General features: G+C 36.6%; 21 protein-coding genes and 1 other RNA gene. 11 read left to right on the top strand and 11 right to left on the bottom strand.

Features of this window, described 5'->3' with window-relative positions:
• Window positions 1–40: 40 nt before the first annotated feature.
• Entirely contained in the window at window positions 41–1,000 is a 960-nt protein-coding gene (locus tag AAEZ18_RS05655; protein ID WP_011329167.1) for a YihY/virulence factor BrkB family protein, read from the bottom strand.
• Window positions 1,001–1,114: 114 nt separating this feature from the next.
• Between AAEZ18_RS05655 and AAEZ18_RS05650 the strand changes: the two genes are divergently transcribed.
• A complete protein-coding gene (locus tag AAEZ18_RS05650) occupies window positions 1,115–2,194 on the top strand; it encodes a mechanosensitive ion channel family protein (protein WP_350594665.1) in 1,080 nt (359 codons plus the stop codon).
• A gap of 277 nt (window positions 2,195–2,471) precedes the next feature.
• On the opposite strand, the gene AAEZ18_RS05645 is transcribed toward AAEZ18_RS05650, so the two are convergent.
• The gene (locus AAEZ18_RS05645) at window positions 2,472–3,170 is read right to left on the bottom strand and encodes an HNH endonuclease (RefSeq protein WP_350594635.1); all 699 of its coding nucleotides are present in this window, start codon (window positions 3,168–3,170) and stop codon (window positions 2,472–2,474) included.
• 187 nt (window positions 3,171–3,357) lie between these two features.
• On the opposite strand from AAEZ18_RS05645, the gene AAEZ18_RS05640 reads away from it, so the two are divergent.
• The gene (locus tag AAEZ18_RS05640; RefSeq protein ID WP_350594638.1) at window positions 3,358–4,110 is read left to right on the top strand and encodes a YiiX/YebB-like N1pC/P60 family cysteine hydrolase; all 753 of its coding nucleotides are present in this window, start codon (window positions 3,358–3,360) and stop codon (window positions 4,108–4,110) included.
• Between the two features lie 172 nt (window positions 4,111–4,282).
• On the opposite strand, the gene AAEZ18_RS05635 is transcribed toward AAEZ18_RS05640, so the two are convergent.
• From AAEZ18_RS05635 to AAEZ18_RS05620, 4 genes are all read right to left on the bottom strand, one after another.
• Window positions 4,283–5,452: a hypothetical protein gene (locus AAEZ18_RS05635; RefSeq protein WP_350594640.1), complete on the bottom strand. Its 1,170-nt coding sequence runs from the start codon at window positions 5,450–5,452 to the stop codon at window positions 4,283–4,285.
• A 155-nt stretch (window positions 5,453–5,607) separates the two neighbouring features.
• The gene (locus tag AAEZ18_RS05630; protein ID WP_350594642.1) at window positions 5,608–7,602 is read right to left on the bottom strand and encodes an AAA family ATPase; all 1,995 of its coding nucleotides are present in this window, start codon (window positions 7,600–7,602) and stop codon (window positions 5,608–5,610) included.
• A 7-nt stretch (window positions 7,603–7,609) separates the two neighbouring features.
• Complete coding sequence (locus AAEZ18_RS05625; protein ID WP_350594644.1) at window positions 7,610–8,509, bottom strand: tyrosine-type recombinase/integrase; 900 nt, start codon at window positions 8,507–8,509, stop codon at window positions 7,610–7,612.
• 202 nt (window positions 8,510–8,711) lie between these two features.
• Window positions 8,712–9,629, bottom strand: a complete 918-nt coding sequence (locus AAEZ18_RS05620) for a hypothetical protein (protein ID WP_350594647.1) — start codon at window positions 9,627–9,629, stop codon at window positions 8,712–8,714.
• A gap of 134 nt (window positions 9,630–9,763) precedes the next feature.
• Between AAEZ18_RS05620 and AAEZ18_RS05615 the strand changes: the two genes are divergently transcribed.
• From AAEZ18_RS05615 to AAEZ18_RS05595, 5 genes are all read left to right on the top strand, one after another.
• Window positions 9,764–10,444, top strand: coding sequence for a hypothetical protein (locus AAEZ18_RS05615; protein WP_350594648.1), 681 nt, complete (start codon window positions 9,764–9,766; stop codon window positions 10,442–10,444).
• A 155-nt stretch (window positions 10,445–10,599) separates the two neighbouring features.
• Complete coding sequence (locus AAEZ18_RS05610; RefSeq protein ID WP_350594650.1) at window positions 10,600–11,463, top strand: phosphoribosyltransferase-like protein; 864 nt, start codon at window positions 10,600–10,602, stop codon at window positions 11,461–11,463.
• A 2-nt stretch (window positions 11,464–11,465) separates the two neighbouring features.
• Window positions 11,466–13,376 carry an ORC-CDC6 family AAA ATPase gene (locus AAEZ18_RS05605; RefSeq protein ID WP_350594652.1) on the top strand — a complete coding sequence of 637 codons (1,911 nt, stop codon included), beginning with the start codon at window positions 11,466–11,468 and terminating at the stop codon, window positions 13,374–13,376.
• Window positions 13,376–14,311 carry a hypothetical protein gene (locus AAEZ18_RS05600; protein WP_350594655.1) on the top strand — a complete coding sequence of 312 codons (936 nt, stop codon included), beginning with the start codon at window positions 13,376–13,378 and terminating at the stop codon, window positions 14,309–14,311. The genes AAEZ18_RS05605 and AAEZ18_RS05600 overlap by 1 nt, the downstream gene beginning before the upstream one ends.
• Window positions 14,312–15,379: an N-6 DNA methylase gene (locus AAEZ18_RS05595; protein ID WP_350594657.1), complete on the top strand. Its 1,068-nt coding sequence runs from the start codon at window positions 14,312–14,314 to the stop codon at window positions 15,377–15,379.
• 16 nt (window positions 15,380–15,395) lie between these two features.
• On the opposite strand, the gene AAEZ18_RS05590 is transcribed toward AAEZ18_RS05595, so the two are convergent.
• The 3 genes from AAEZ18_RS05590 to rsmI form a co-directional block, all read right to left on the bottom strand.
• Complete coding sequence (locus tag AAEZ18_RS05590) at window positions 15,396–17,297, bottom strand: DUF3258 domain-containing protein (RefSeq protein ID WP_350594658.1); 1,902 nt, start codon at window positions 17,295–17,297, stop codon at window positions 15,396–15,398.
• Between the two features lie 127 nt (window positions 17,298–17,424).
• Window positions 17,425–17,790, bottom strand: an RNA gene (gene rnpB / locus AAEZ18_RS05585) — RNase P RNA component class A.
• A gap of 42 nt (window positions 17,791–17,832) precedes the next feature.
• Entirely contained in the window at window positions 17,833–18,690 is an 858-nt protein-coding gene (gene rsmI / locus AAEZ18_RS05580; RefSeq protein ID WP_086995415.1) for a 16S rRNA (cytidine(1402)-2'-O)-methyltransferase, read from the bottom strand.
• A gap of 61 nt (window positions 18,691–18,751) precedes the next feature.
• On the opposite strand from rsmI, the gene AAEZ18_RS05575 reads away from it, so the two are divergent.
• The 4 genes from AAEZ18_RS05575 to dolP are packed head-to-tail and all read left to right on the top strand — an operon-like array spanning window position 18,752 to window position 22,201.
• Complete coding sequence (locus AAEZ18_RS05575) at window positions 18,752–20,629, top strand: penicillin-binding protein activator (protein ID WP_350594660.1); 1,878 nt, start codon at window positions 18,752–18,754, stop codon at window positions 20,627–20,629.
• 13 nt (window positions 20,630–20,642) lie between these two features.
• Window positions 20,643–21,014 carry a YraN family protein gene (locus AAEZ18_RS05570; protein ID WP_011329171.1) on the top strand — a complete coding sequence of 124 codons (372 nt, stop codon included), beginning with the start codon at window positions 20,643–20,645 and terminating at the stop codon, window positions 21,012–21,014.
• Window positions 21,015–21,048: 34 nt separating this feature from the next.
• Window positions 21,049–21,642, top strand: coding sequence for an SIS domain-containing protein (locus tag AAEZ18_RS05565; protein WP_011329172.1), 594 nt, complete (start codon window positions 21,049–21,051; stop codon window positions 21,640–21,642).
• A complete protein-coding gene (gene dolP, locus AAEZ18_RS05560) occupies window positions 21,635–22,201 on the top strand; it encodes a division/outer membrane stress-associated lipid-binding lipoprotein (protein ID WP_011329173.1) in 567 nt (188 codons plus the stop codon). The genes AAEZ18_RS05565 and dolP overlap by 8 nt, the downstream gene beginning before the upstream one ends.
• Before the next feature lie 272 nt (window positions 22,202–22,473).
• Here dolP and AAEZ18_RS05555 read toward each other — a convergent pair whose 3' ends face one another.
• Together AAEZ18_RS05555 and sspA are read right to left on the bottom strand one after the other, a co-directional pair.
• Window positions 22,474–22,911 carry a ClpXP protease specificity-enhancing factor gene (locus AAEZ18_RS05555; protein ID WP_011329174.1) on the bottom strand — a complete coding sequence of 146 codons (438 nt, stop codon included), beginning with the start codon at window positions 22,909–22,911 and terminating at the stop codon, window positions 22,474–22,476.
• Entirely contained in the window at window positions 22,911–23,537 is a 627-nt protein-coding gene (gene sspA / locus AAEZ18_RS05550; protein ID WP_011329175.1) for a stringent starvation protein SspA, read from the bottom strand. Before sspA ends, AAEZ18_RS05555 begins: the two co-directional genes overlap by 1 nt.
• Window positions 23,538–23,593: the final 56 nt, after the last annotated feature.

Here is a 23,593-nt window from a genome sequence, read left to right as displayed (position 1 = left end):
CATTACCCAAGTACTCTATTATGAGTACTTGTAAAGTTACTTACCTATTAAGCTCTTTCACATCAAGATGATCGGCAACATAGGCTCCGCGCTCACCTCTTTTTTTATCTGGGCCTATTGTACTATCTATTGCAGTTTGTTGCTCTGAGGCAGCATTAATTGTCGCCCCTAAAATTACAATATAAGCACTAATGTATAGCCACATCAGCATAATAACCACCCCACCTAACGAGCCATAAGTTTCGTTATAACTGGCAAATTTCGATACATAAAATGAAAAACCAATTGAAGCGACTATCCATAAAATTGTCGCAATAACAGATCCTAAGGTGATCCAACGCCATTTAGCAGGTTTACGATGCGGCGCGTAACGGTATAAAAGCACTAAGGCAAAGTTAAAAGTAAATGCTAATAATGGCCATGAAATAAACGTGATGAGTAAATCTATATTTTCTTTTAATCCCACTAAATTAAGTACTACCGGTAAAATACCAATAATTAACAGCGCAAAAATAGCCACCACAATAGCGCCAATCGAAAACAGAAAGCGTACAAGTTGTGCTTTAAAAAATGAGCGTTTTTCATATTCCTGATAACTTATATTACAGGCTGTAATTAATGCTTGGCTGCCCTTTGAACTACTCCAAATAGTTAATATTAATGTGCCAATTGCGCTCAAACTCAAGCTAGTACTTGAGCTTTGGGCGATACTGGCTATTTGTGACAAAATTAACTCTCCGGTACTCTCTGGTAGCAGCTCAATTACCTGACTTAAATGCGCCCCTATATCTGTAGGTGATGCAAAATAGGCATAAATAGATACAAGTGCAGCAAGCGCTGGAAAAATAGCCAGTAACGCATAAAATGCCACGCCAGCGGCCACTAACGATAAATTATCACGACTCATTTGAGTAAAAATACGCTTAGTAATATCCCACCAACCAAGCAACGGAATATTTACTGGTTGCTGTGCATCTTGACCACGTTTTACATCGCTCATTTTAACTCCTTTGTTATATAGCAGTAAGAGAGCAAAATGTTTGCCAACACCAATGCGCTTGGTATTAAACTTGCTATTATTGTTTATAAAGATGATTTAACACGGATAACCCCCATGCTCAGTGCTTTAAATAACATTATAACTGCAGTTAATGCAGCCCCTGCTACTCCAAGCATTAAAGCCGATGTATTGTCGTGGGCGTTTTTGCAAGAGCAAAGCATGCAATTCCTACATGTAGTAGTGCAAACCTTACCCACCCTATTTTTAGGGATTATTATAGTTGTAATAAGTTACATCCTTGCCAGGCCGTTATCACGCCTATTAATTAAACCTATTGAATATTTAACCGATAGTGCACTTATTCATCTGGTTATAAGACGAAGTATAAGTATTTTAATCCTACTATTGGGTATTTACTTATTTTTACGTTTAGCTGGGCTGACACAGTTTGCCGTAGCTATAATGAGTGGCACAGGTTTGATAGGGCTTATTCTCGGTTTTGCATTTAGAGATATTGCCGAAAATTTTATAGCTAGTTTATTATTAAGCATACAACGCCCTTTTAAAATAGATGATGTAATTGAGGTAGAAGGCCGCCTCGGCATAGTTAAAAAAGTAACCGCTCGCGCAACCACTTTAGTTGACTACGACGGTAACCATATTCAAATACCTAATGCCACTGTGTACAAAAATATTATTAAAAACCTCACTGCCAACCCTAAAATGCGCGGCAAAGTAGAAATAGGCATAGGGTATGATAACGATATACGCAGCGCACAAACCCTAGCCCTCACAATTGCAAACCAACAAAACGCAGTATTAACCGATCCACCTGCGCAGGTATTAATTAAAAACCTAGGCTCATCAACAATTAACTTTACGTTATTTTTTTGGGTTAATAGCGAGCAGTTCAGTACCGCTAAAGTGGCCTCACAGCTAATGCGAGAATTAGTAAACGAATTTACTAGTCATAACATCAGCATGCCAGACGATGCCAGAGAACGCATTATACTTAGCGATCCTAACCTTGAAGCTGTAACCCCAGAAAAAAGTGAGCCTATAGCGCCAACTAAAAAAGTATCAGAAACACAGACTCAAACTAAGAACTTAGATGACGTAAGTAGCGACACCGATGAAATACGCGAGCAAGCAGATCAATCCCGCGATCCCGAGCAAGGTAAAAATATTATCTAGTTAAAAATCAGGGAGCTAGTTTTATAAGGTCGTATCAGGTTATATCGAGCCTACTTTTATTTTAGACACAAAAAAGCCCGCAGTTTGCACTGCGGGCTTTTTATTGAATGAGTGAGTTAGCCGTATAAGTTAACAGGGAGCCTTAAACACTTACTTATAAATCAATACGTTAAAATTAATTACTCGTCTATATTGTAGTACTTTGGCACAGCTTTTGGCACAATTCCAATGTTATTAAAGCTCAAAGTACCACTCTAATTAGAAGAAAATTAATAACCTACCCAAAGTGTTGCTCTCTATGGCAATTAGGGCATAAAGCAATTGCATTTTCTACAGAATCTTCCCCGCCATTAGATAAGAATATCTTGTGGTGTACTTCTAAATATGGGCTACCATCGCTTTTTCTTTTGAATGGTGCAGTTTCTCCACATAATTCACAGATATCACCAGCTCTTTCAAGAACCTCTGCGACAACATCTGGGTTACGCTCAAACAAAGCCACTGTAGCGTAATATTTTCGAGGAATTTTAGAGGATTTGGCCAAACGTTTTTTACGTTTAGTCGATCCTTCTTCAACACTTTTCTTCACTCGTTCTTTAAATTGCTCATCCCTAGCCTGCTGAGAAAAAGTAAAGCTAGCGTATTTTAACGATTCCATATGTTCAATTAATTTTGGGATATCAAGTGAACTTCTAATAAAGATTTCTGGCCGCAACCACGTTCCATTAGCTAACAATAGTTTAACCCTCACACTACCATCACTTCTAGCTGTAATAATCGTGTATTCACCAGCGTTTTTATCGTTGTACCTATATTCGGCAGGGGTGAAATCAACATAGCCACTATTGTCATGCAAATATGCAATATTTAATCTATTAACAACCTCAAGAAAAAGAATCGACTTACCTGGGTTTTCTTTTAACCAATTAAAAGCTCTCGGCTTACTCTGTATATCATTAGTTCTTTTAGACTGCATAGTCCCCTCTACTTTCCATCGAATATAATAGCTTTAGAAATTTACTCTTTGATTTCTGTTTTCTGATAATGAATAAAATTAAGTACACTTTAGAGTTTAACCTAAATCAAATATAACAAATAAATTAAGCTATTGAAATTTAGAAAAAAACCTTATATATTTCAATGATGCTATTAAGGAGAAAATAATGCTAACAGGCGACGTTTTATTGGTAAAAGGTACTACCAAATTTTCAAAGACTTTATCGAAAGGCCAAAAAGTAATTTATAAGAATAATGTATCAAGCCATGTTGAATTAAGCATAGCTGATGGAACTTTTGTACATTCAACCGATGATGGTGGTGTACACTTGGTTTTTCTTCCAGATGAACTAAAAACATGCGAAGACGGTTGGAGAGTAATTAGGTTAAAAAGTCTAAATGAACAAGAGCGAGAAGAGATAATGAAAGCATCTGTTCATTATCTTAGGCAAGACTATAACAAAGCTTATATGGGTAAAGGAAAACCTGACGCCTCATTTTGCTCTGAACTTATTGCTAAGGTTTATTCAAAAGCCGGGATAACTATCCTAGGGGGAAAAGAGCCGAGTAAAGTGGCACCTGCACATTTTGACGAACAAGCAGATGTTGATGAAGCATGGGAAGATGTAACAGAGGAGTACAAAGTAGGTTTACAAAAAATTAAACAGGATGAATCAACTTATAGATTTGGTTTTAACACAATTCAGCAGGCCATGGCTCGTCGCCATGAACATAGCAAAATGAGAAAAACTATCTTCGAAACAATGAAAATGCTTGCTGATAGTTCTGATGATAAGGGTCTACAAAATATTGTAGATAACTCTCAAAAGTTTCTAAAAGAAAAACGTATCCTTTCTTTCTGGGATGAAACAGATCACCTCCCTATTGATCTTCAACCAGCCAATAAAAAGGATGATTAATATTTAGCATTATCAGGTAGAAGATTATATTTTACTTGTTTTCAATTAAAAAACTATCTACTACCTCAACCAAATTTTTAATGCTCGTAAACTTCTTCGAAACTTTAAACGTTAGTTTTAAATTGTAAGATCAGATAAGAGCTGTTGAGTACAAGTTTTTCGCAAATAAAAACTAGGGATTAAAAAGAAGATCCTGTATAGCTCTCAACTCCTTTCGTGTTGAGCCAATTAGTCTTTCACCAAATTCCCCCTTTTCAGCAAATTCCAAAATACGCCTCAAGTTTCTTTTCTCATTATCTGTTTGCAATGAAGATCTCAAAGCTGTTACACCAAGCTGTTTCAATACATAATAATCAAGCTTCTTTAGTTTCAATTTTAGTTTCTTACAACTGTACCTTCTTACGTTAGGTATCGCATTGAAAGCATCAAAAGCTGATTCTAAATCAATTTTTTTGTTAAATTTCTTTAATTGAACCTCGTACCTTGTAACCGGTTTCTTACTTTTTATCCCCTGCTCACAAAGTTTGTCGTAAACTTGAAACCTTTTTCCTGATTTACCATAAACCTTCGTTTCAACAATACCTTCATCATTTAAATATATTGTTGTGTGTCGAGAGCCACTTAAATTTAAATGACAATTTTTTGCCTTCACTCCTTTTATATCAAGTGCACAGTCAACCCTAAGTAAACTTGAAGTTCGAATGATCTTTTCATAGTCTTTACCGCAAACAGACTTTAGTAATAAAAAGGTACTTCTAATGAGGTTTAAATCAGTTTTTGAAGGGTTAAACGTACACCTTATATAGGATTTATTACTTTTACTTGGTAGGTAGTCAAAACTTGCAAATTCATTTTTATTACTGACACGGCACTTGTATAAACGAGTGTCACCAACTCTTTTTGTTGTATAGAGTTTACTTTTTAAAAGTTCTTTTATAAATTTTTCTCCTAAGCTTTCGTTAATATTAATTGAAAAACTAAACTTATCTAAAAAGGATTTTTTACCAACCTCATAGTCTACTTTAAATAACCTTTTATTCTTCCTTGCGACTTGATTGTTGATGATCAAAGTTATACTTGGATGCTTAAAATTTTTGTGCTTGCTTAACTTTTTATGCTTTGAGTTTGATAAAGCTATTAGATCAATATCTTTAATTTCCTCTTTGCTTTTTTCTATATATTCGCATTCATTTATCCAATTTTCCTCACCAGTACTAAAACTAAAAATATAAATCAGCTTATCTTCACCTTTAATACTCTTAGCAATATGCTTAAAATTGAATACATACTTTTCATGTCCGTTAACTACTATGTTATAGGGGTTAGATGAAATATCACTCATAGAGAGACCTTTGTATTTATTAAGTCTTTCTATTTACAGATATTAATTATCACCATATACGAACTATATAAATGACATTTTTTTCAGGATGTTTGTAGGCTTTTAAACAACTAAGTTTTAAAACTTATAAGGTACTACCCTCTACAAGCACGAAATTAAAAACCTATGCGCCGTTTACAATCGCCTTTCAATTTCTGCTCTTCAAACAAAAACTCTAATACTTCAATCGGTGTCGGCGCTTTATTCAAAAAACGCATTTTTCGTGCTATCACAGTAAAATCACCTGGAGTTATACGATCTAATCCAACCAATTTAGCGGTCTCACTTTTACCTAAGTTTTTTTTGCCTGTTAACTTTAATATCATTCGTGATACTTGTTCGGGTATTAAGTAATCTAGTTCAAGCTTGAAGTCACAACGGCGTAGTAAAGCTTTATCTAAACGCTTTTTAAAGTTGGTGGCGGCAAAGAAAGGAAGTTCAAACATTTCAAGGTTACATAATAGTTGGTTTACTGACTGAACCTCCCAGCTGTTTGTGGCACCCTCACGGCTTGAAAATAAGCTGTCGGCTTCATCGATAAATATAGCCGCACCTTCTTCTGTAGCCCGTATAAATAAGTTCTTTATATTTTGTTCACTCTCCCCCACCCATTTACTCAATATATCTGAAGCCTGAACACTAATTAGCTCAAAACCAGCTTCTTGGCATACATGGTTAACAAATGCTGTTTTGCCAGTACCCGCATGGCCAAATAATAACGTTCTTGCGCCATGATGGTTATTCAGGGCGTTGGTTATATCATTAAGGTTAGAAAACGAGCCCTTTAAGTTAATATTGGTATGGTCAAACTTAAGCTCTGGTTTGTAATGCATTTGGTTTAAGTCAATACCCGATGCAGCCATTACCCCTTCAACATATGAATCTATAAATTCTTGTGCAGCTTCGCTCTCATAACCACATAAACTAGCCCCATGGCTCGCTTTACTTATATTCGCCAAGCTTAGGTGTTTGTTCGAAACCACCTTTTCAATAAAGCTTTGGCTTACCTTTAGCTCATTAAAGTACCCTAGGGCATGTTCTAAACGCTTTTCCTTCGTTAACTGGGGCATTTCAAGTACAAAATCAAAACGCCGTACACAACTTTCAGGGATATCTTCAACATGGTTCGTTATCCATATGGCCGCACCATTAGGTTCTTCAATTAAGCTATGCAAAAACTCTTTTGGTTCACTAGAGCCAAACATATTTACATCGAATATGTCTTCGCATTCATCTATAAGTAATACTCCATCATGGCGGTCCCCCATTAACCTACGCGCCATAGATAAATTATGAGTACGGTAGCTGGTTGAAGTCTTTGTACCTAACTGTCTTTCAACTTGTGCATCAACTTCAGAGCTAGATTTAACTTTCATTAAAACTAGGCCAGCATTACTACATAAAGATTTAGCTAATTCAGATTTCCCCGTACCAACAGCTCCATATATCAATATATTTAAGCCTTTATTATTTGATCCCTTCCAACCACTTAATAAGTGTTTTAGGTGTAATATATCCCTATGGTCAAAAGAGCTTAACTTGTAACTAGCTGGCTCTTCATTTTTTAAAAATAACCCTAATGCATCTTTAGTCTTGTATTGTTGGCTAGTAAATAAATAATGGGCAAGTGATGTAGGGAATAATGGTAGCTCATAGTCAAAAATTCGGTTTTTATATAACCCAATCGATTCAAGTGCTTCTAAACACTCTTCCAGCTCAATCTCCCCAAGCCCAAATAACACACTGAATGCATCTGAATATGAATACGCAGATTTAGTAATAAACTGCTCTATAAACTTAAAAATTGATGGTTTAAGAGTACCAGCAACAATAAACTCAATTAGGAAGTTAGCATTGCTTGGCAATCCAATACTTTTGCTAAAGTAACGGCTATTTTTTGAAAGTAATTTTTGATCAAAGTCTTTGGTTATCTCAACAAATGAGTCGTATAGATCATCCAAATTAATAGGTAAATTTGATCTTTTTGAACCAGATAGCTGCTGTACTTCCCTAGGGCTATATTGCTCAAATGTATCATCATCAAACAAGCCTGACTCTATTAACTTGATACCATAATGGCTATTAAATTGGCTAATTAGCAACTTATCCATAATAACCTCACCCATTCACAGATAAAGTATTAACAGCGCGCTTTAAACTGTCCGCGCCACGTTTATCGTATAGCTGTGTGGTAATTATGCTTTTATGCCCTGCCAACTTACTCACAGTAGAAATATCCACACCATTAGCCAAGAGTGATGAAATATAGGTTCGCCTCATATCATGGGGAGTAAACTTTTCCCCCAAAACATGATTAGTTCTGGCCGTAACAACCCTATATATAGTTTCAGGAGAAACACGACGACCTTGAATAGCTTTATCATTCAAAACCACACAAAATAATGGTCCATCATTGTTACCACGTACCGTTAACCATGAGCTTAAATACTCTAATACCCACACTGGTAAGTACTGTGTTCTAGTACGATTTCCTTTTCCCTTATGGATAACGATTAACTGTTCAGCCATCGAGAAATCACCAAGCTTTAAGGCCGAAACTTCAGATCTTCTTAATCCCGCACCTGCCATTAAAGCCAATAACGCAATATCACGTACGTTAATAATTGAAGGTGGTGTGTAGGGCTGTTTTAATATGCTTTTTAGCTGGGTGGCTGTAAGTGACTTACCTTTTAAGCTCGGCTCAATATGAGGGAGCTTAAGTACATTAAACTTTTCTAGTTCGTGCTGCTCAATTAAATTCATCAAAAAAGCAGTTTTAGCTATGGCTTTAATAACTTGAAAAGTAAGGTGAATGGTTCGAGCTGACTTATTGTTTAGTTTTAAGCTTTGTTTAAGCGTAGAGAGCTGTTCAAAGCTTAACTTGTGAAGTGGTAATGTGACTAGTTTCTCAGTCAATAACAAAGTGTTTTTAACACTTTTTATCAGTGAAATAACAGTCTTTCGTCCTGTAGGCGCTAAGTTATTTAAGTAGCACTCTGTAGGTGTGTAATTAGACATAATAGATACCTCTTATACATAAACGTATAGTCGGTATACATGACTAACTACTTAAAACCAGAGCTCTTTTTGACTGTTTATTACTAGTTAAAATCGTAGTTTCAATATCAAGCAGGTATCAATAAGTAACACCTCAAGCTTACAACCACTTTTTCTAGGCAGATATTCATTGATAGTTGAAAATATCAAATTCCACAAAATATCAGTGTTCAAACTCAGTTGAAAGTGTCAACTGATGATCTTCATCAAAAAATAACTCTATTGTTAAACAAGACCTTGAATTTCTATAATCGATGCAATCATCATCTTCTTCTGGATCAACAGATGCCACTCTCATGAGACCCAAATTGTGCAAAGTATTTAAATTATCTGAAACCGTATCTTCGGATATATCAAATATACTGATAAACGGTAAAATGTCCTGTAAGAATCCACAATATGTATCAAATATAAACTTAATTTTTCCACCTCCCTTTAAGTTACCAAAATCCTCTTCCTTGAGCTGAAAAATAAAATACAGAGCTATTTGATAAGCTAATAACGTTATCTTTTTATCGCTGATGTAAAAGTTTAGAAACTTTATTATAGGCAATAAATAGTTATCAAAAATTAAAGTCCGATTTTGATTACTCCCTAAGAATTTTTTATTTTTCCACTCCATAAATCTTTCTTCGCCACATGCATATTCTAGCTCATCCTTAAGCTGTACCGTTGGACGCCAATCGAGTAGGTTCTCGATATCTAAATATAAAACTAATACGCTACGCCTTTGTAACTCATAAAACTTCATCTCTTCTTTAGTTAGCTTATTTGACGTGGACATAATTAAGCCCGCTTTTTCTAGAGCGTTAAGAGCGGTTTTAATTGATGACCTATTATTTTTGTTAGCAAAGAAAGAATATTCAGCTAACTCTTCTGAAAGTTGATCTAAGGAATCAAATACAAGGTGTATCCGACCTTTTGTAGAAAGACTATCTTTAGTTTGTATAAAAATGAAAAATAAAAAAATCTGATAAGCGAGTAAGCTTTTTACCCCCATTAGGGAAAGCCTTATATTTGCATTATTTATCAATATTTCCCTGACATCCCTTTTATCTGCAACCTCTTGTTTTACTTTCATAATTAAGAATTCCCTTGTATTAATTAGCGTTCGGAGTTTCAGGTAATAAATGAAAGTAAACACTAAAATCAACATTATTGAAACTCGTCCATCACGGATAACTGTCAATTTTAATATATTTATGAGGTATTACTATGAAACTAAAAAATAAACCAAGTAAGAAGTACGCAAAAGAGCTAGAGTCAAAAATAATCAAAAGCTCAACTATCCTACAAAAGCCCATCTATCGATTTGTTAAAGACCAGCTTTATATAAAGCTTGGTTACAAGTCGTTAAAGGATTGGGCACAAGCTAAGAGAGATGTGATAGGTGTTAGTTACGATACATTAAATAATTGTAATCATGCTGCAAGAATAACAGCTCAGATTTTTAGCGAGTCTGAGATAGGTATGTTTACTCCACATTCATTAAAACCTTTGTATCAATTAAACGACAAAGAACTAAAAAAGTTTAAACATTCGTTGGTTGAAAAATTTGGAACGAAAGACCCAGAAAAGCTTAAAGCTGAATTGAGTTTCAGTTCCGTTAAAGAGCTCCTCAATAGCATTAACTTTAAAGACGAAGACTCTACCAACAAAAATGAACTTGAGAAGTCATCAGAACAATCTAAAAATGAAGCTGAAATAGAGGAAATAATTAAGATATTGAGGGATGAAGATTCAAGATCCCTGGTAAAGCAGATTAGCAATGCATTAACAAAACAGCTTAGTAATAAACGAATCAAACGACTATGTAAAAAGCTCAATAAGCATGTCAACATTCACGATGTTAACGACGATATTGCTGAGTTAGCTAAGACACTTAGTATCAGTTGAAAGGATTTTTACAGTTGAAGAATCAGGAAAAGCTAATATAACACCTCGCTTGTACACACTATCTATAAATCAGCCCAACTAACGTTAATATGTATTAACGTTAGATGAATATGGTATATTTGAAAATATCGCGCTAAAAATATAAGGATTTTAAATTGCGTTCTGATATTTACATAAATGAAGTAGTCTCTAAGTGTGAAGTCTTAGTAAAAAGTGGCTTATGGGACGATCATGAAAAATTAAGAGTTCGTGGTTGGCTCAACAATTTTGATGAAGTAGACAAATACATAGCAGCAAAATTATTAGACCGCTTTATATATTACTCTAATAAGCATACTGATGCCTTGTTAAAGGCAGCATACAACTCAATTGGCGCAGACCAAGATAAAAGTTTATGCAATATGTTAGACGATGTAATTTTCACACCAGTAACAGGAGAAGAACCAAATCCGACTGACTCTGGGCATCTCATTTGTAGAAAAGTTAGGCAACTTTTTAATATTCCGGAAGCGCAAATAGTCGATCAACCCACTGCTCTAGCATTTGCCAAGCAAGGCAAAACCATTATATTTCTCGATGACTTCGTTGGCTCTGGACAGCAGTTTGAAAAAACTTGGATTAGAGAAATAGATGGGGATTCATTTAAAAAGCTTAACAGTCATATAAACTTTAATGCCATTTATTTAACAATTTTGTCCACTGAAATAGGTAAAAAGCACATCGAGTCAGTCGCACCTCAAGTAAAGCTCTTAATGGCCCACGTAATAACTGATAATTATAAAGTACAAAATATTAATTTTGGCGACATAACGCAAAACCAAATAAGTGCTTTCTTAATGAAGTATGCACCTAGGTTAACTCCCCGAGAGCAGTATATGCAAAACCTAAACTCAAAAATGTACGGATTTACACTAAAAGGCTTACTTTTTAGTTTTGAGCATTCAGTTCCTGACGCCACATTACCTATTTTCTGGTCTCCAGGTAATGATGGGTGGATCCCTTTAATTGAAAGGAGTTAATAATGAATAAAAATGAAAATATACTCACGACCATTTTTAATGAAAATAGAGCTGAGTGGATGCAAGACTTTGAAGATCTATTTGTAGCTCCGGCATATATTGAAAAACTAGAAAGCATTAGACCAGCAATCCTCATTGGTGGTCGAGGTACAGGAAAAACCACATCTTTACACTCATTGAGTTATGATGCAACTTTAGAAAGACTTGAAAAACAAGGTCTTAATTTTGGAGACCAAGAATATTTAGGTGTTCTGGTCCGAATGAATAAAAATAGAGTAAAGGCATTCCAAGGTAGCCACTTTTCTAGGGAACAATGGGATAAACTTTTCGGGCATTATTTTAATTTGTTGGTTTGCAAAGAACTCGTATTGCTTACAGAATGGCTACAAAATAAAACAGGTAAAACTCTGTCCTTAGAAGCTTTAAGTCTAATAGCTACAGACTTGGCCCTTCCAAATAAAAAGATTACAAGCCTTAGAGCTCTTCTTTCTGGAATAAAGATTGCGATTTCTGAATTACAAGTATACGTAAATAATGGCGATGAGGAATCTAAGGTTAGAACATCAATTCCTGAGTCTCCATTAAGAGTTTTTGTTGAAAGCTTACTTGATGAAAATTTAATAGGTCAAAGAGTTATTTTTTGTTGCGTAGATGAGTACGAGAACTTAAGTAAAGAGCAACAAGCTATTGTTAATACCTACCTAAAGCACTCAGAGAGACCTTTATCATTTAAAATTGGCGTACGAAAAAAAGGTTTAAAAACAAGAAGCACTATTGATGACAATGACCCAATAAGAGTTCCTGATGATTGCTTAGAGATCGAAATTGTAGATGAGGGGTTTGACTTCTTTGCAACCGCTGTTGCAGAAAAAAGACTTAGCTTACTAAAAAGCAAAGGCTTAAATATAACAACCAACTTACAAAAGTTTTTGCCAGACCTCCCTATAGAAGAAGAGGCTGTTCTATTAGGTGCAGAAAAGAAAAGTGCCGAAGTTTTAAATAGCTTAAAAGAACCAGATAGTAAAGCTTTCGAGTTCATCAAAGATAAAACACCTTTCGAAATTTCTTTTTTAGGTTATTGGGCTAGAAAAAATCAGTCTTCAAGTATCAACGACCACTTTAAAGACTGGCTTTCAAATCAAAAGAAATGGGAAACAAGAATTGAAAACCATGGATACGCGAGTCTATTTTGGATATCCAAAGGTAACAAAGGTCAAAGAATTAAAAAGTTTTACTGTGGTAAAAGAACTTTACTTAGCTTGGCTGCTGGCAATATTAGATATTTCATAGAGCTCATTGATAACTCTATTAAGCATGAATATACGGATAACCATTACAAAGAGTCTAAAGAGTTTTATATATCGCCTCAAAGTCAAACAAAGGCAACCACAGATGTTGCCAAACGTAGACTTTCTCAACTTGAAGGTCTTACAGATAATGGAGTTGCCTTAAAAAGGCTAGTTTTAGCGATAGGTAAAGTTTTCTTTGAATTTGCTCGAAATCCTGAACATAAAGCACCAGAAATAAACTCATTTGTTTTAGATGGCAATAATGAAGATAAAGCAAAGATAATAAAGCTTTTAGAAGAAGGGATTGGTCACTTAGCATTTGAAGCAGAGCCATCTACAAAAGCAACTACTCCTGATGAAATGAGAGAAAGTGAGTACAGACTTCATAGAATCTTTACTGGCTTTTTTGAAATATCACACAGAAAGAAAAGACGTACTAATTTTGATGCAAAGCTTCTATTGGAAGTTCTTGAAGATTCACCTAAAAAGGCAATTTCCCAACTTATAAACGCACAACCCAAAAGCACAAGTGATAAAAAAAATAAACAGATACAACAAAGTTTAATTGATGAACTTCCTGAACAGTTAGCTTTTTTCTCATCATTCTATGAGGGAGAAGCTTAATGCATCATACTATTATAAAGCCAAATGTACATACAACTAGAGTTAGCGACTTTGAACTCTCATCTTTGCATGACGGCGAAGTAGCTATAATTTCGTCAGACTCTTTTGAAAATAGAGGTGACCTTGATGCATGGAACGAAATTAAGGGCTCTCATAAAGAGCAGGCAATTATTATTACTCCGAAAAGCCATGATCAAGTAATATTTAGTGTAAAAGGTGGCGCACCCAAAGAATTATCCTTAAGGAATGATAGAGAACTTGCAAATGTATTAAATGATTCTAAATACTTAATTGATATAACAAGTTTTCGACACAACGTTTGGGCTCCAATTATCAAAAATTTATTAGAAAGAGGTATCCAGACACGAGCATTATATATAGAGCCAGACTCGTATAAGCCACATCCAAATCCATCCTCTGAAACTACATTTGATTTAACAAATAGTTTTGAAGGGATGCTACCACTTCCAGGATTCAGTAATTTAAATGGTCCAGATGATGAGAACAAATGCATTGCTGTTGCCCTGTTAGGGTTTGAAGGAAGTAGGCCGCAAAGACTGATTATGTCAATTGATCCCGAACCTAAAGTTTTTTCAGTGATAGGAATTCCTGGTTTTAAATTAAACTACCCTTCATATACAGTTACTTCAAATAGTACCTTTCTGAATGAATATGGGTATAATGGAAAGGTCTTGCATGCAAGGGCTAGCTGTCCTTTCGAACTTTACAACTTGCTTCTTAAAATAAAGCAAGACTACCCTGAGCATTACTTATATATAGCTCCAGTTGGAACTAAACCTCATGCTCTAGGCGCTATCATGTTTAATGTAGACCACGGTGAGACAACTGAGATTATTTATGATAACCCTTCCGTTAAAAAAGGTAGGACTGAGGGGCGTGCAAACATACATATTTATAATCTTTGGGAAAGATGAGTGGATTTACTTGATAGGTATTATACCCCTACACAAACTGCGGAAAGTTTTATTAAGTTAGCGGGCTTTTCAGATGTAAGCTCTGTTTTAGACCCTACATGCGGAAAAGGAAATCTACTTTTAGCTGCCCACAAACTTTATAAAAACGTGGAACTTATTGGGTTTGATATTGATCTAGAAGCAATTGAATTCTTAAGAGAAAAATTTAAAAGTTGGCAGTTATTTCATGCCGATATTTTATGTGATTCGAGTATAAGTAAAGCATTACTCGAATCACAAATACCCAATTCAGATCTGTTGCTATTAAATCCTCCTTTCAGCCATTTTAATAGAAAATCTGTTAGTTGTGATTTTAAAGGTGCTACATTTAAATGTAGTATTGCAATGTCTTATTTATTACGTTGCATTGAAAAATTCAAACCAAAACAAGGTGCTATTGTAATTATACCAGAGTCGGTAATGCACTCTCATACTGATACCTTTGCCAGAAAGGCTTTACAGCAATACTTTTCATTGAATATCATATCTTCTTTAGAAAAAAAGACTTTTAAAGGAGCAAGGGTTCACAGCCTTGTAATTTCAATAAAACCACACAGAGAGAGAGTAACTTCATTGCCTACTTCAGGCCTAAGCTATTCAAAACTTAAAATCTCACTTACTCGGGGCAATTTACCTGTATATAAGCTAAAAACTGTGTCACCCGAACAAGATAACGCTATAAGATTTTTACATTCAACAGATCTTAAAAACCTTTACCAAACGGATGAACAAAAATTCACTATAAAGAAAAAAACAGGGGCTATTAGTGACATCTCATTATTGATACCTAGAGTCGGTTTACCTAAAGTTCAAAATATACCTATCACTCAAAAAGATACCTGCTATCAATTATCTGATTGTTTAATAGCAATTAGTGCTGACTCAAGAACTTTAGCTATAGTTAAAGAAAGGCTATTAAAGCATTGGGAAGATTTCTTTGAGCTTTATAAAGGTACTGGTGCAAGATATATTACACTTGACCGATTAAGCATATTTTTAAAAAAAATATCAATAGAAATCATAAACTAATGCAACAATGATTGCTTTAATTATATTCAGCTGAATTCACTACTTCAGCTAACCTTTTCAAATTAGCTCCACCATGTGTGTACGTATCAGTTATCCCACCTTTTGAAAGTTCATGACCAACTATTTGCTGAATCAGTGAAAGATCAAACGAATGATTATTACGTATATTACTTATGAAAGTATGTCTGAAGCTGTGATAACTACGTAGTTCATCTAATTCATTCACACTTGGTATTTCAAGCTCTACAACCAAACGACCAAACCAACTAGTGATACTCTCAGCTGAAGTTATTTCATATAAAATACGTTCCTCTGCTTGTTCTACATACTCTAAAAAACCAAGCTCGATTAAGCGTTTATGGATAGGAATTTTACGTTTAGCGTTATTAGTTTTAAGGTGTTGGGATTCATGCTCATCAGTTACTAATATGTAGTTAATACCATCTTCAATACGAATATCAGGCTTTCTTAACTGATATATCTCTGTACGTCTTGCGCCTGTGTACATGGCTAATAAAAGTGACCACTTTTGCCACGCATGTTTTGTCTGCATTGCGAATGCTTCAAACTTATTAAGTTCATCGCTATTAAAAACACCACGTATACGCTGCTTAAAGTCTCGTTTTATAGTACATGGTGAATGCTGAATATATTCAACAGTATCTCTCTTAGCATAGGAAAATATCCCCTGTAACCACTTGTAATAGCCTTGAACTGTTTTAGGTGTAACTAAGTCTTCTTCTGGCACATCGAAGTCTAGGCACTCTTGCAGGCTCATTTTACTGTATGGTGCACGATTCTTTTTAGGTAGCTGATAACAACGGTCAATAAAGCGACCTATGTCACTCGCTTTGTAACTTTCAATTGGTTTATCTTCACTCAGTAAACACCATGCTTCGTAGTGACGAGCATATTCTTTTAAAATCCTATCGTTTAGACCTGCCTTTACTTTGAAATCTAAAAACTCAGCATACACTTTTGAAAACAGTGGGCCTTGAGTTTGTTGTTTTTCTTCTCTTGGCTGACTTTCAGCTATGGTGTGTGAGCTTTTATTAAACATTGAATCTAATAAATGTTTTTGCTCTGAGTCTTTAGTTAAGCAAGAAGCTAAGTATTTGGCCTGCAAATTTCTTGATGTTTCTAGCATACTTTTAAATGCTGAATACTCTAAAGAGCTATGCTCGAACTCTACATCGTGTTTGTTTAGGGTTTCTATTGCATCAATGTTATCAGCGTAAAAGTTGTCGTCTTCATCTAAGTCATCAAATAAGTCTTCATCTGTTTCAACTTCAGAACTATTAAACATACCAGCGAGTAAAAACGTATCTAATTGACGTGCAAGCTGACGAACACTTTTTTCAATTTGTTTGTTAGCTACAATATCGGCATTACTTAAACCACTATTTTTAAGTGCCATGTACTTGCTGACCAAAACATAAATATTGAGCACTTCATAATCATTGTTTTTTAAAGCTTCAACCAATAACTCACCCGTTTCACCATCTGCAATAGAAAGCATAATGTTTGCTGCGGTTCTTAAATGTGTAGGTGAGTGATTGTTTAACGGCTTAGCTTTGATGCCGTGAACAGAGTGAGCAGTTGAAGCATAACGTTGTTCTTCTTTTGCTATTATTTTTTTGCTTAGCTCATGGGTAAGTTTTTGCTTCATATGAATTAAGATACGTTTTGCTTGAGTAATTAAAGTTTCAGTATCTATATTGTGTCGATCACTCGCAAGTATTTTTAATTTATCTAATTCGGGTTTGATTAAATCAAGAAAGTTTAAAGCATGATGAAGGTGTTTAGTTTTAAGTGAAATGCGTATATCGGAGCCGATAAATTTACGAGGGAAAACATAACGAAAATAGTAACGATCTTTTCGTAGTATGAGGTGTTCGGGAAGTTTGATATGTCTCATTAAGTTACCTATGTGTAAGTAACGTATTGAGTTTATTTGGCACACTATTTGGCACACTTTTAAAATTTTGTGCCATGAGATTAGTGGTTCAAGCGTAAGCACCTAATAAATCAGATGCTTACGCTTGAGTTTGAGTCAGCCTATAAGCCGGGTTCTGTCCTTTCCGAAGAAAGTGATAATCATTCGTCTAGGCCATAAATCGCTCTATGGCTCAAGCAACCTACCCGGTTCCAACGTGGGCCACGCCATAAGGAACCCTATTTGGTCTTGCTCCGAGTGGAGTTTACCTTGCAACCGACTATTACTAGCGGCCCGGTGCGCTCTTACCGCACCCTTTCACCCTTACCAATCCGAAGATTGGCGGTCTTCTCTCTGCTGCACTTGTCGTGGGCTCGCGCCCCCCAGCCGTTAACTGGCACTCTGCCCTATGGAGCCCGGACTTTCCTCCCCCTGATCATTTTCGTCACAGGCAGCGATTATCTTGGCTAACTCGGCGCGGATTATACCTGAGGATAATGCCAAGCGCAGTAAAGATTTACCCTTTTTCGTCAATTATTGTTTTATACAGCGCATTTTTTTTCATACCAAAGTAATCGGCTACAATACCGCAGGCTTTTTTCATTGGCATTTCGCTTTCAAGCAGCGCTAGCATTTTACGTGCTTCAGGCGGTACGTCGTCTATTAGCTTAGGTTTACCCGGCAACATGAGTACTATTTCGCCGCGCTGCTTGGTAGGATCGTTAGTTAAAAATGCTTTTAACTCACTCACACTGCCATTAAAAAATGTTTCAAAGGTTTTAGTCAGCTCTTTAGCAAACACCACTTGCTGATCATCGCCAAGTGCCTCGGCTAAGTCATCAAGGCTTGCCATAATACGATGGGTACTTTCATACATTATGCTAGTAATGCCAGAATTAACTGCATCAATAAAAAATTCTTGGCGTGCTTTACTTTTTGCTGGTGTAAAACCAACAAATTGAAAGCGATCAGTTGGTAAGCCAGAACAGCATACAGCGGTTATTGCAGCGCATGCTCCAGGAATGGGTGTAACATGTGCGCCTTGCTCGCGGCATAAATTAACCACCGCATAGCCAGGATCGCTGATCAAAGGTGTGCCTGCGTCTGATACTAAGGCTATATTTAAGCCTTGATTGAGCTGATCGATAATTTGTTGTGCTTTTTGCTTTTCGTTATGATCGTGTAAAGCAAAGGTTTTAGCCTTGATACCAAAGTGGCTAAGTAGCTTGCCAGTATGGCGTGTGTCTTCAGCAGCGATTAAGTCAACTTGCGATAATGTCGCGATTGCACGCTGACTTAAGTCGTCATAATTGCCAATTGGGGTGGCTACAATGTAAAGAGTGCCAATTTTCTGTGAATTCTCCTCATTTAACATTGAGGTCTCCTGCGTCAGTCAGTAATATAAGCAAATCGCGTTAACGTATTGGGAAATCATTGTGCGACTTAAACTAGTTAGTCTATTAATTATATTGTCAGGGTTATCGGCGTGTAGCACAACCGAAAAACCAACTAAAAACAGTGATAACTTCAGTAACAGTGCCAATGCACTAAAAAACCAAGCTAATAGTGCGTTATCTATCTATCAATTGGCGCAAAACCGCCAAGGTGCCGATAAAATACAGCTACTTTATAGTGCCCGCGATGCTGCAGTGAATGAGCAAAGTTGGTCGTTATTAGAAAAGGTATGCGGTGAGTTAGAATTAACCCCAAGTGTTGATCAGATTCAAAATCGTCTTTATATTGCGTTTGCGCAAAAGCAGCAAAATAAAAACGCTCAAGCGTTAGTTATTTTGCAGTCTTTAGATGGTCAACTTAAACAGCCTGAACATTTTGCCTGGCATCAATTTTTAACCGCCAGTGTGTATGCATCGCAAGACTTTGCGAAACGCGCAGCCCCTTACTTTTTTGCAGCGTCTGAGTCTGCTACTAAAAACAATATTGATATTGCACAGCTAAACCAAAACTTATGGGATAACTTAAAAAAGCTTTCCTCTTATACACTTGAACGCTTTAACAGAGGGTCGGTTATTCAACAAGGTTGGGTTAACCTTGCTTTGTACCATCAAGTTTATGCTGGCAGTGCCGTTGAACTTGACCAAGCTATTAATAATTGGTTGAGACGCTACCCCGGGCACCCTGCTAAAGTAGTTTTACCTAAACAAGATGAGTTAGTGAATGACTTAACGCCTGTAATAATAGAGCGTTTAGTTGTACTACTGCCGCAATCTGGTGCTAATGAACGCTTAGGTGATGCACTTAAAGCCGGCGTGCTCGCAGCACTTGATCAGCAAAGCATTAATGAAACCATTTTTATTGATGAAAACAGTGATGTTGATGAAATTACGGCTAAAATAGCGCAAATAAAACCCGACTTTGTTGTTGGTCCACTGTTAAAAGCGAATATAGATAAACTTGCAAATGCGCAAGTGCTTATAGACATACCTACTATGCATTTAAATACCTTTGATGGTGAGCGGCTTTCGTTACAGCACTACTTTTTTGCCCTTAACCCCGAGCATGAAATACAACAAGCATTAGAGCACTTTTTAGCTCAGGGCTACCAAAAGCCTATGTTACTTGCGCCTAATAATGCAAACGGGCAGCGTTTGGTTGATTACTTTAACCTGCAGTGGCAACGCTATAGCGAAACCAAACCACAAATTGGCTTTTATAACAGTAATCAAGACATGCCTGATACGATTACCAGCTTACTTGAGGTTGATAAAAGTAAAGAGCGGATCAAAACCGTTAAAACTTTATTTAAGCAAGAAGTCGAAAACGAAACACGCTCGCGCAGCGATATAGACGCTATTTATATCTTAGGCGATGCAATAGAAACCCGTTTAATAAAGCCGTATTTAGACGTTAATGTAAGTACATTTGCTGATAGGATCCCGCTTTATGCTAGTTCTAAAAGCCATAGTAGCCAAATTGATCGTACCGATAAAGGCGACTTAGATGGCTTATACTTTACCGAACTTCCTTGGATGTTAAAGTCGCAAATTAAACAGCATAATCTTCGCCAGCAATACGAAACATTGTGGCCAGAGCACGCCGATATAAGTCAGCGTTTATTTGCTATGGCCTACGATGCAGTAACTATATTACATGACATTAAACAACTAAGTCTTTCCCCTGGGAATCAGTTTAGCGGTTTAAGTGGTAAGCTCTCGGTTAATACCAGCGGGCATATTGAACGCACATTAGACTGGGCACAATATACCAATCGTCGGATTAAGGCTGTGCAACTAAAAACACAACGCCCTGTACCATTATTTATGCAATCAGCCAGTGACTTATACATTACCGAATAACTAAGGGGGCGACATGTCTTGGTTTAAACAGCTGTGGCAAAACAGTCGTGAAAAAGGCCAGTATTATGAGCTCCAGGCACAAAAGTATTTAGTTTCTCAAGGGTTAACAGCAATTGAGCGTAACTATTACTGCCCCTTTGGCGAACTTGATGTAATTATGAAAGACGGTAACACTTTGGTTTTTGTGGAAGTTAAGTTTCGTAAAAACCACGCTCGCGGCGGCGCTAATTACGCATTAAGTATACAAAAACAAGCACGCTTAAAACGCAGTATTTATCATTACTTAGCCGCTAAAAACCTAACAAATCAGCCGTTAAGAATCGATTATGTAGCAATCACTGGAGAGCCGTCTATGCATATTAACTGGCTCAAAAACGTATTTTAAAAACAAAGAACTAGGTATAAATTGTTGGTATTCTATGCAAGACACAATTAAAGAAATTTTTACAGAAAGCATTCAGGTACAAATAGCAGCGGGTGAGGTATTACCCAGTGCATTAGAGTCAGCCGCTTTTACCATTGCTCAAAGCCTGATCAACGGCAATAAGCTTATTTGTTGCGGTACAGCTAACTGCCATATGCTTGCTCAACACATGGCAGGTGTTTTAGTTAATCATTATGAAACCGAGCGCCCTTGCCTGCCAGCTATTGCTTTATCGCAAGAGAGTATTAACTTAGGGCAAAGTACTCAGGTTGACGATTACGACACGTTTGCTCGTCAAGTACGTGCCTTTGCTCAACAAGGTGACTTACTGCTGGCACTGGCTATTAATGGTAATGAAAAACAAATTATTTCAGCGGTAGAGGCGGCACTAACTAAGGATATGAAGGTCATAGTTATGGTTGGTGATGACGGCGGTGAGCTAGTTGGTTTACTTGGCCCTAATGATGTTGAGATTAGAACGCCTTCTAAACGCCCAAGCCGTATTATTGAGTCGCATTTAGTTAACTTACATTGTTTAAGTGAACTGGTTGATTTAACGCTTTTCCCGCAGGATGAAAATTATGTTTAAACGCTCCCTTATTATTTTAGGCACGGTTGTATTACTGCAAGGGTGTGCAGCCGCAGTGGTTGCTGGTACTGCTAGTGCAATAACAGCTGCAAACGATCGTCGCACAATTGGCTCTCAGATCGATGACAGCAATATTGAAATAAAAGCTAGCATTGCAATTAGTGAAGTAGATCGCTTGCATAAATTTGCTCATATTAGCGCTGTAAGCGTTAATGGCATTGTTTTATTAGTTGGCCAAGTTGCCAATGAAGAAATGAAAAACGAAGCTAATAGAGCCATTGAGAGTGTTGCTGGCATTCGAAAAATACATAACCAAATTCGTATTGGTTCAAATATTGGGGTGACTACCCAAACTCATGACTCTTGGTTAACCTCAAAAGTAAAAGCACAGCTATTAACCGCTAAAAATATTAGTAGTAATAATATTAAAGTAGTGACTGAAAATGCCGAAGTATTTTTGATGGGTTTAGTTTCTGACGCAGAAGCAGAGCAAGCAGTAAATATTGCGCGTAATGTATCGGGTGTTGAGCGCGTAATTAAAGTATTTGAATATTTGTAAAGATAGCTGGTTCGATGAATATAAAAGCCTTGTAGTTAACACTGCAAGGTTTTTTATACCGGTGGGAAAACCCGCCGTTACAACAATCAACCTTAACCCACTTCTCGCAGCCCACTCCCGCAAACTTTAAGGCATAAAGCCTTAAGCTAAACTTTGTGCTTGGCTTAATCTCTACCTAATACCTAATACCTAAAACCTTTTACTTTTATACAGACATAAAAAAACCGCTTATTAGCGGTTTTTCTTTTATCATTAACAGATTATAAAATATATTATTTTATAACACGTAAATGCGAACCTTTTTTCTTTTCAGGCTTTTCTGGTGGTGTTTCGTCAACATAATTTGCTGATGAATCAACACTTTCAAAATCTGGAGCAAAATCGTCTTCGTCCTCTAAAAACTCATCTGCTGTAAAGACCGTACCCTCGCCATTTTCACGCGCGTATATTGCAAGTACAGCCCTTAAAGGCACATACACTTGCATTGGCTGACCACCAAACCGCGCGCTAAAGCTAAGCTGCTCATTATCTAACGAAAACTGCGTTACCGCTGAAGGACTTATGTTTAATACAATTTGTCCGTCTTGCACAAACTGTGTTGGCACTTGTACTGCAGGGTAATCAGCGTCAACCACTAAATGTGGCGTGCATTCGTTATCAACAATCCAATCAAAAAAAGCGCGTAATAAATAAGGACGATTAGGCGTCATTATAAACGGATCTCACGCTCAGTTTCAGTTAAAGAAGCTTGGAATGATTCACGCTCAAATAAGCGGATCATATACTCTTTAAGCTCTTTAGAACCTGCACCGTTAAGCTCAATACCAAATTCAGGTAAACGCCATAATAGTGGAGCAAGGTAACAATCTACTAAGCTAAACTCTTCACTCATAAAGTAAGGTGCTTCGCTAAAGATTGCTGCAACCGCAAGCAATGCTTCTGTTAGCTCTTTACGAGCTTGAGCAGCATCTGGTGCGTTGTTAGTGATTTTGTCAGCTAGGCTGTACCAATCAGTATCAATACGGTGCATCATTAAACGGCTACGGCCACGCATTACCGGGTAAACAGGCATTAGTGGAGGATGAGGGAAACGTTCATCAAGGTATTCCATGATGATATTTGCCTGATATAAACCAAGCTCACGGTCAATCAGTGTTGGCACTGTACCGTAAGGGTTAATTTCGTGAAGTGCCTCTGGCAGGTTATCTTTTTCAGCCAAATGAATATCTACACTTACACCTTTTTCAGCAAGTACAATGCGTACTTGGTGGCTATACATACAGTTAGCACCAGAAAAAAGGGTCATTACAGGGCGCTTATTGGCAGCTACGGCCATGCCTACCTCCATTAAATAACTAAAACAGCAATAGGGGCTTAAGCCCCTATTGCAAA

The sequence above is a fragment of the Pseudoalteromonas sp. 19-MNA-CIBAN-0066 genome, assembly GCF_040308705.1.
Taxonomy (GTDB): domain Bacteria; phylum Pseudomonadota; class Gammaproteobacteria; order Enterobacterales; family Alteromonadaceae; genus Pseudoalteromonas; species Pseudoalteromonas nigrifaciens.
This window is presented reverse-complemented; position numbering and strand designations above follow the sequence as displayed.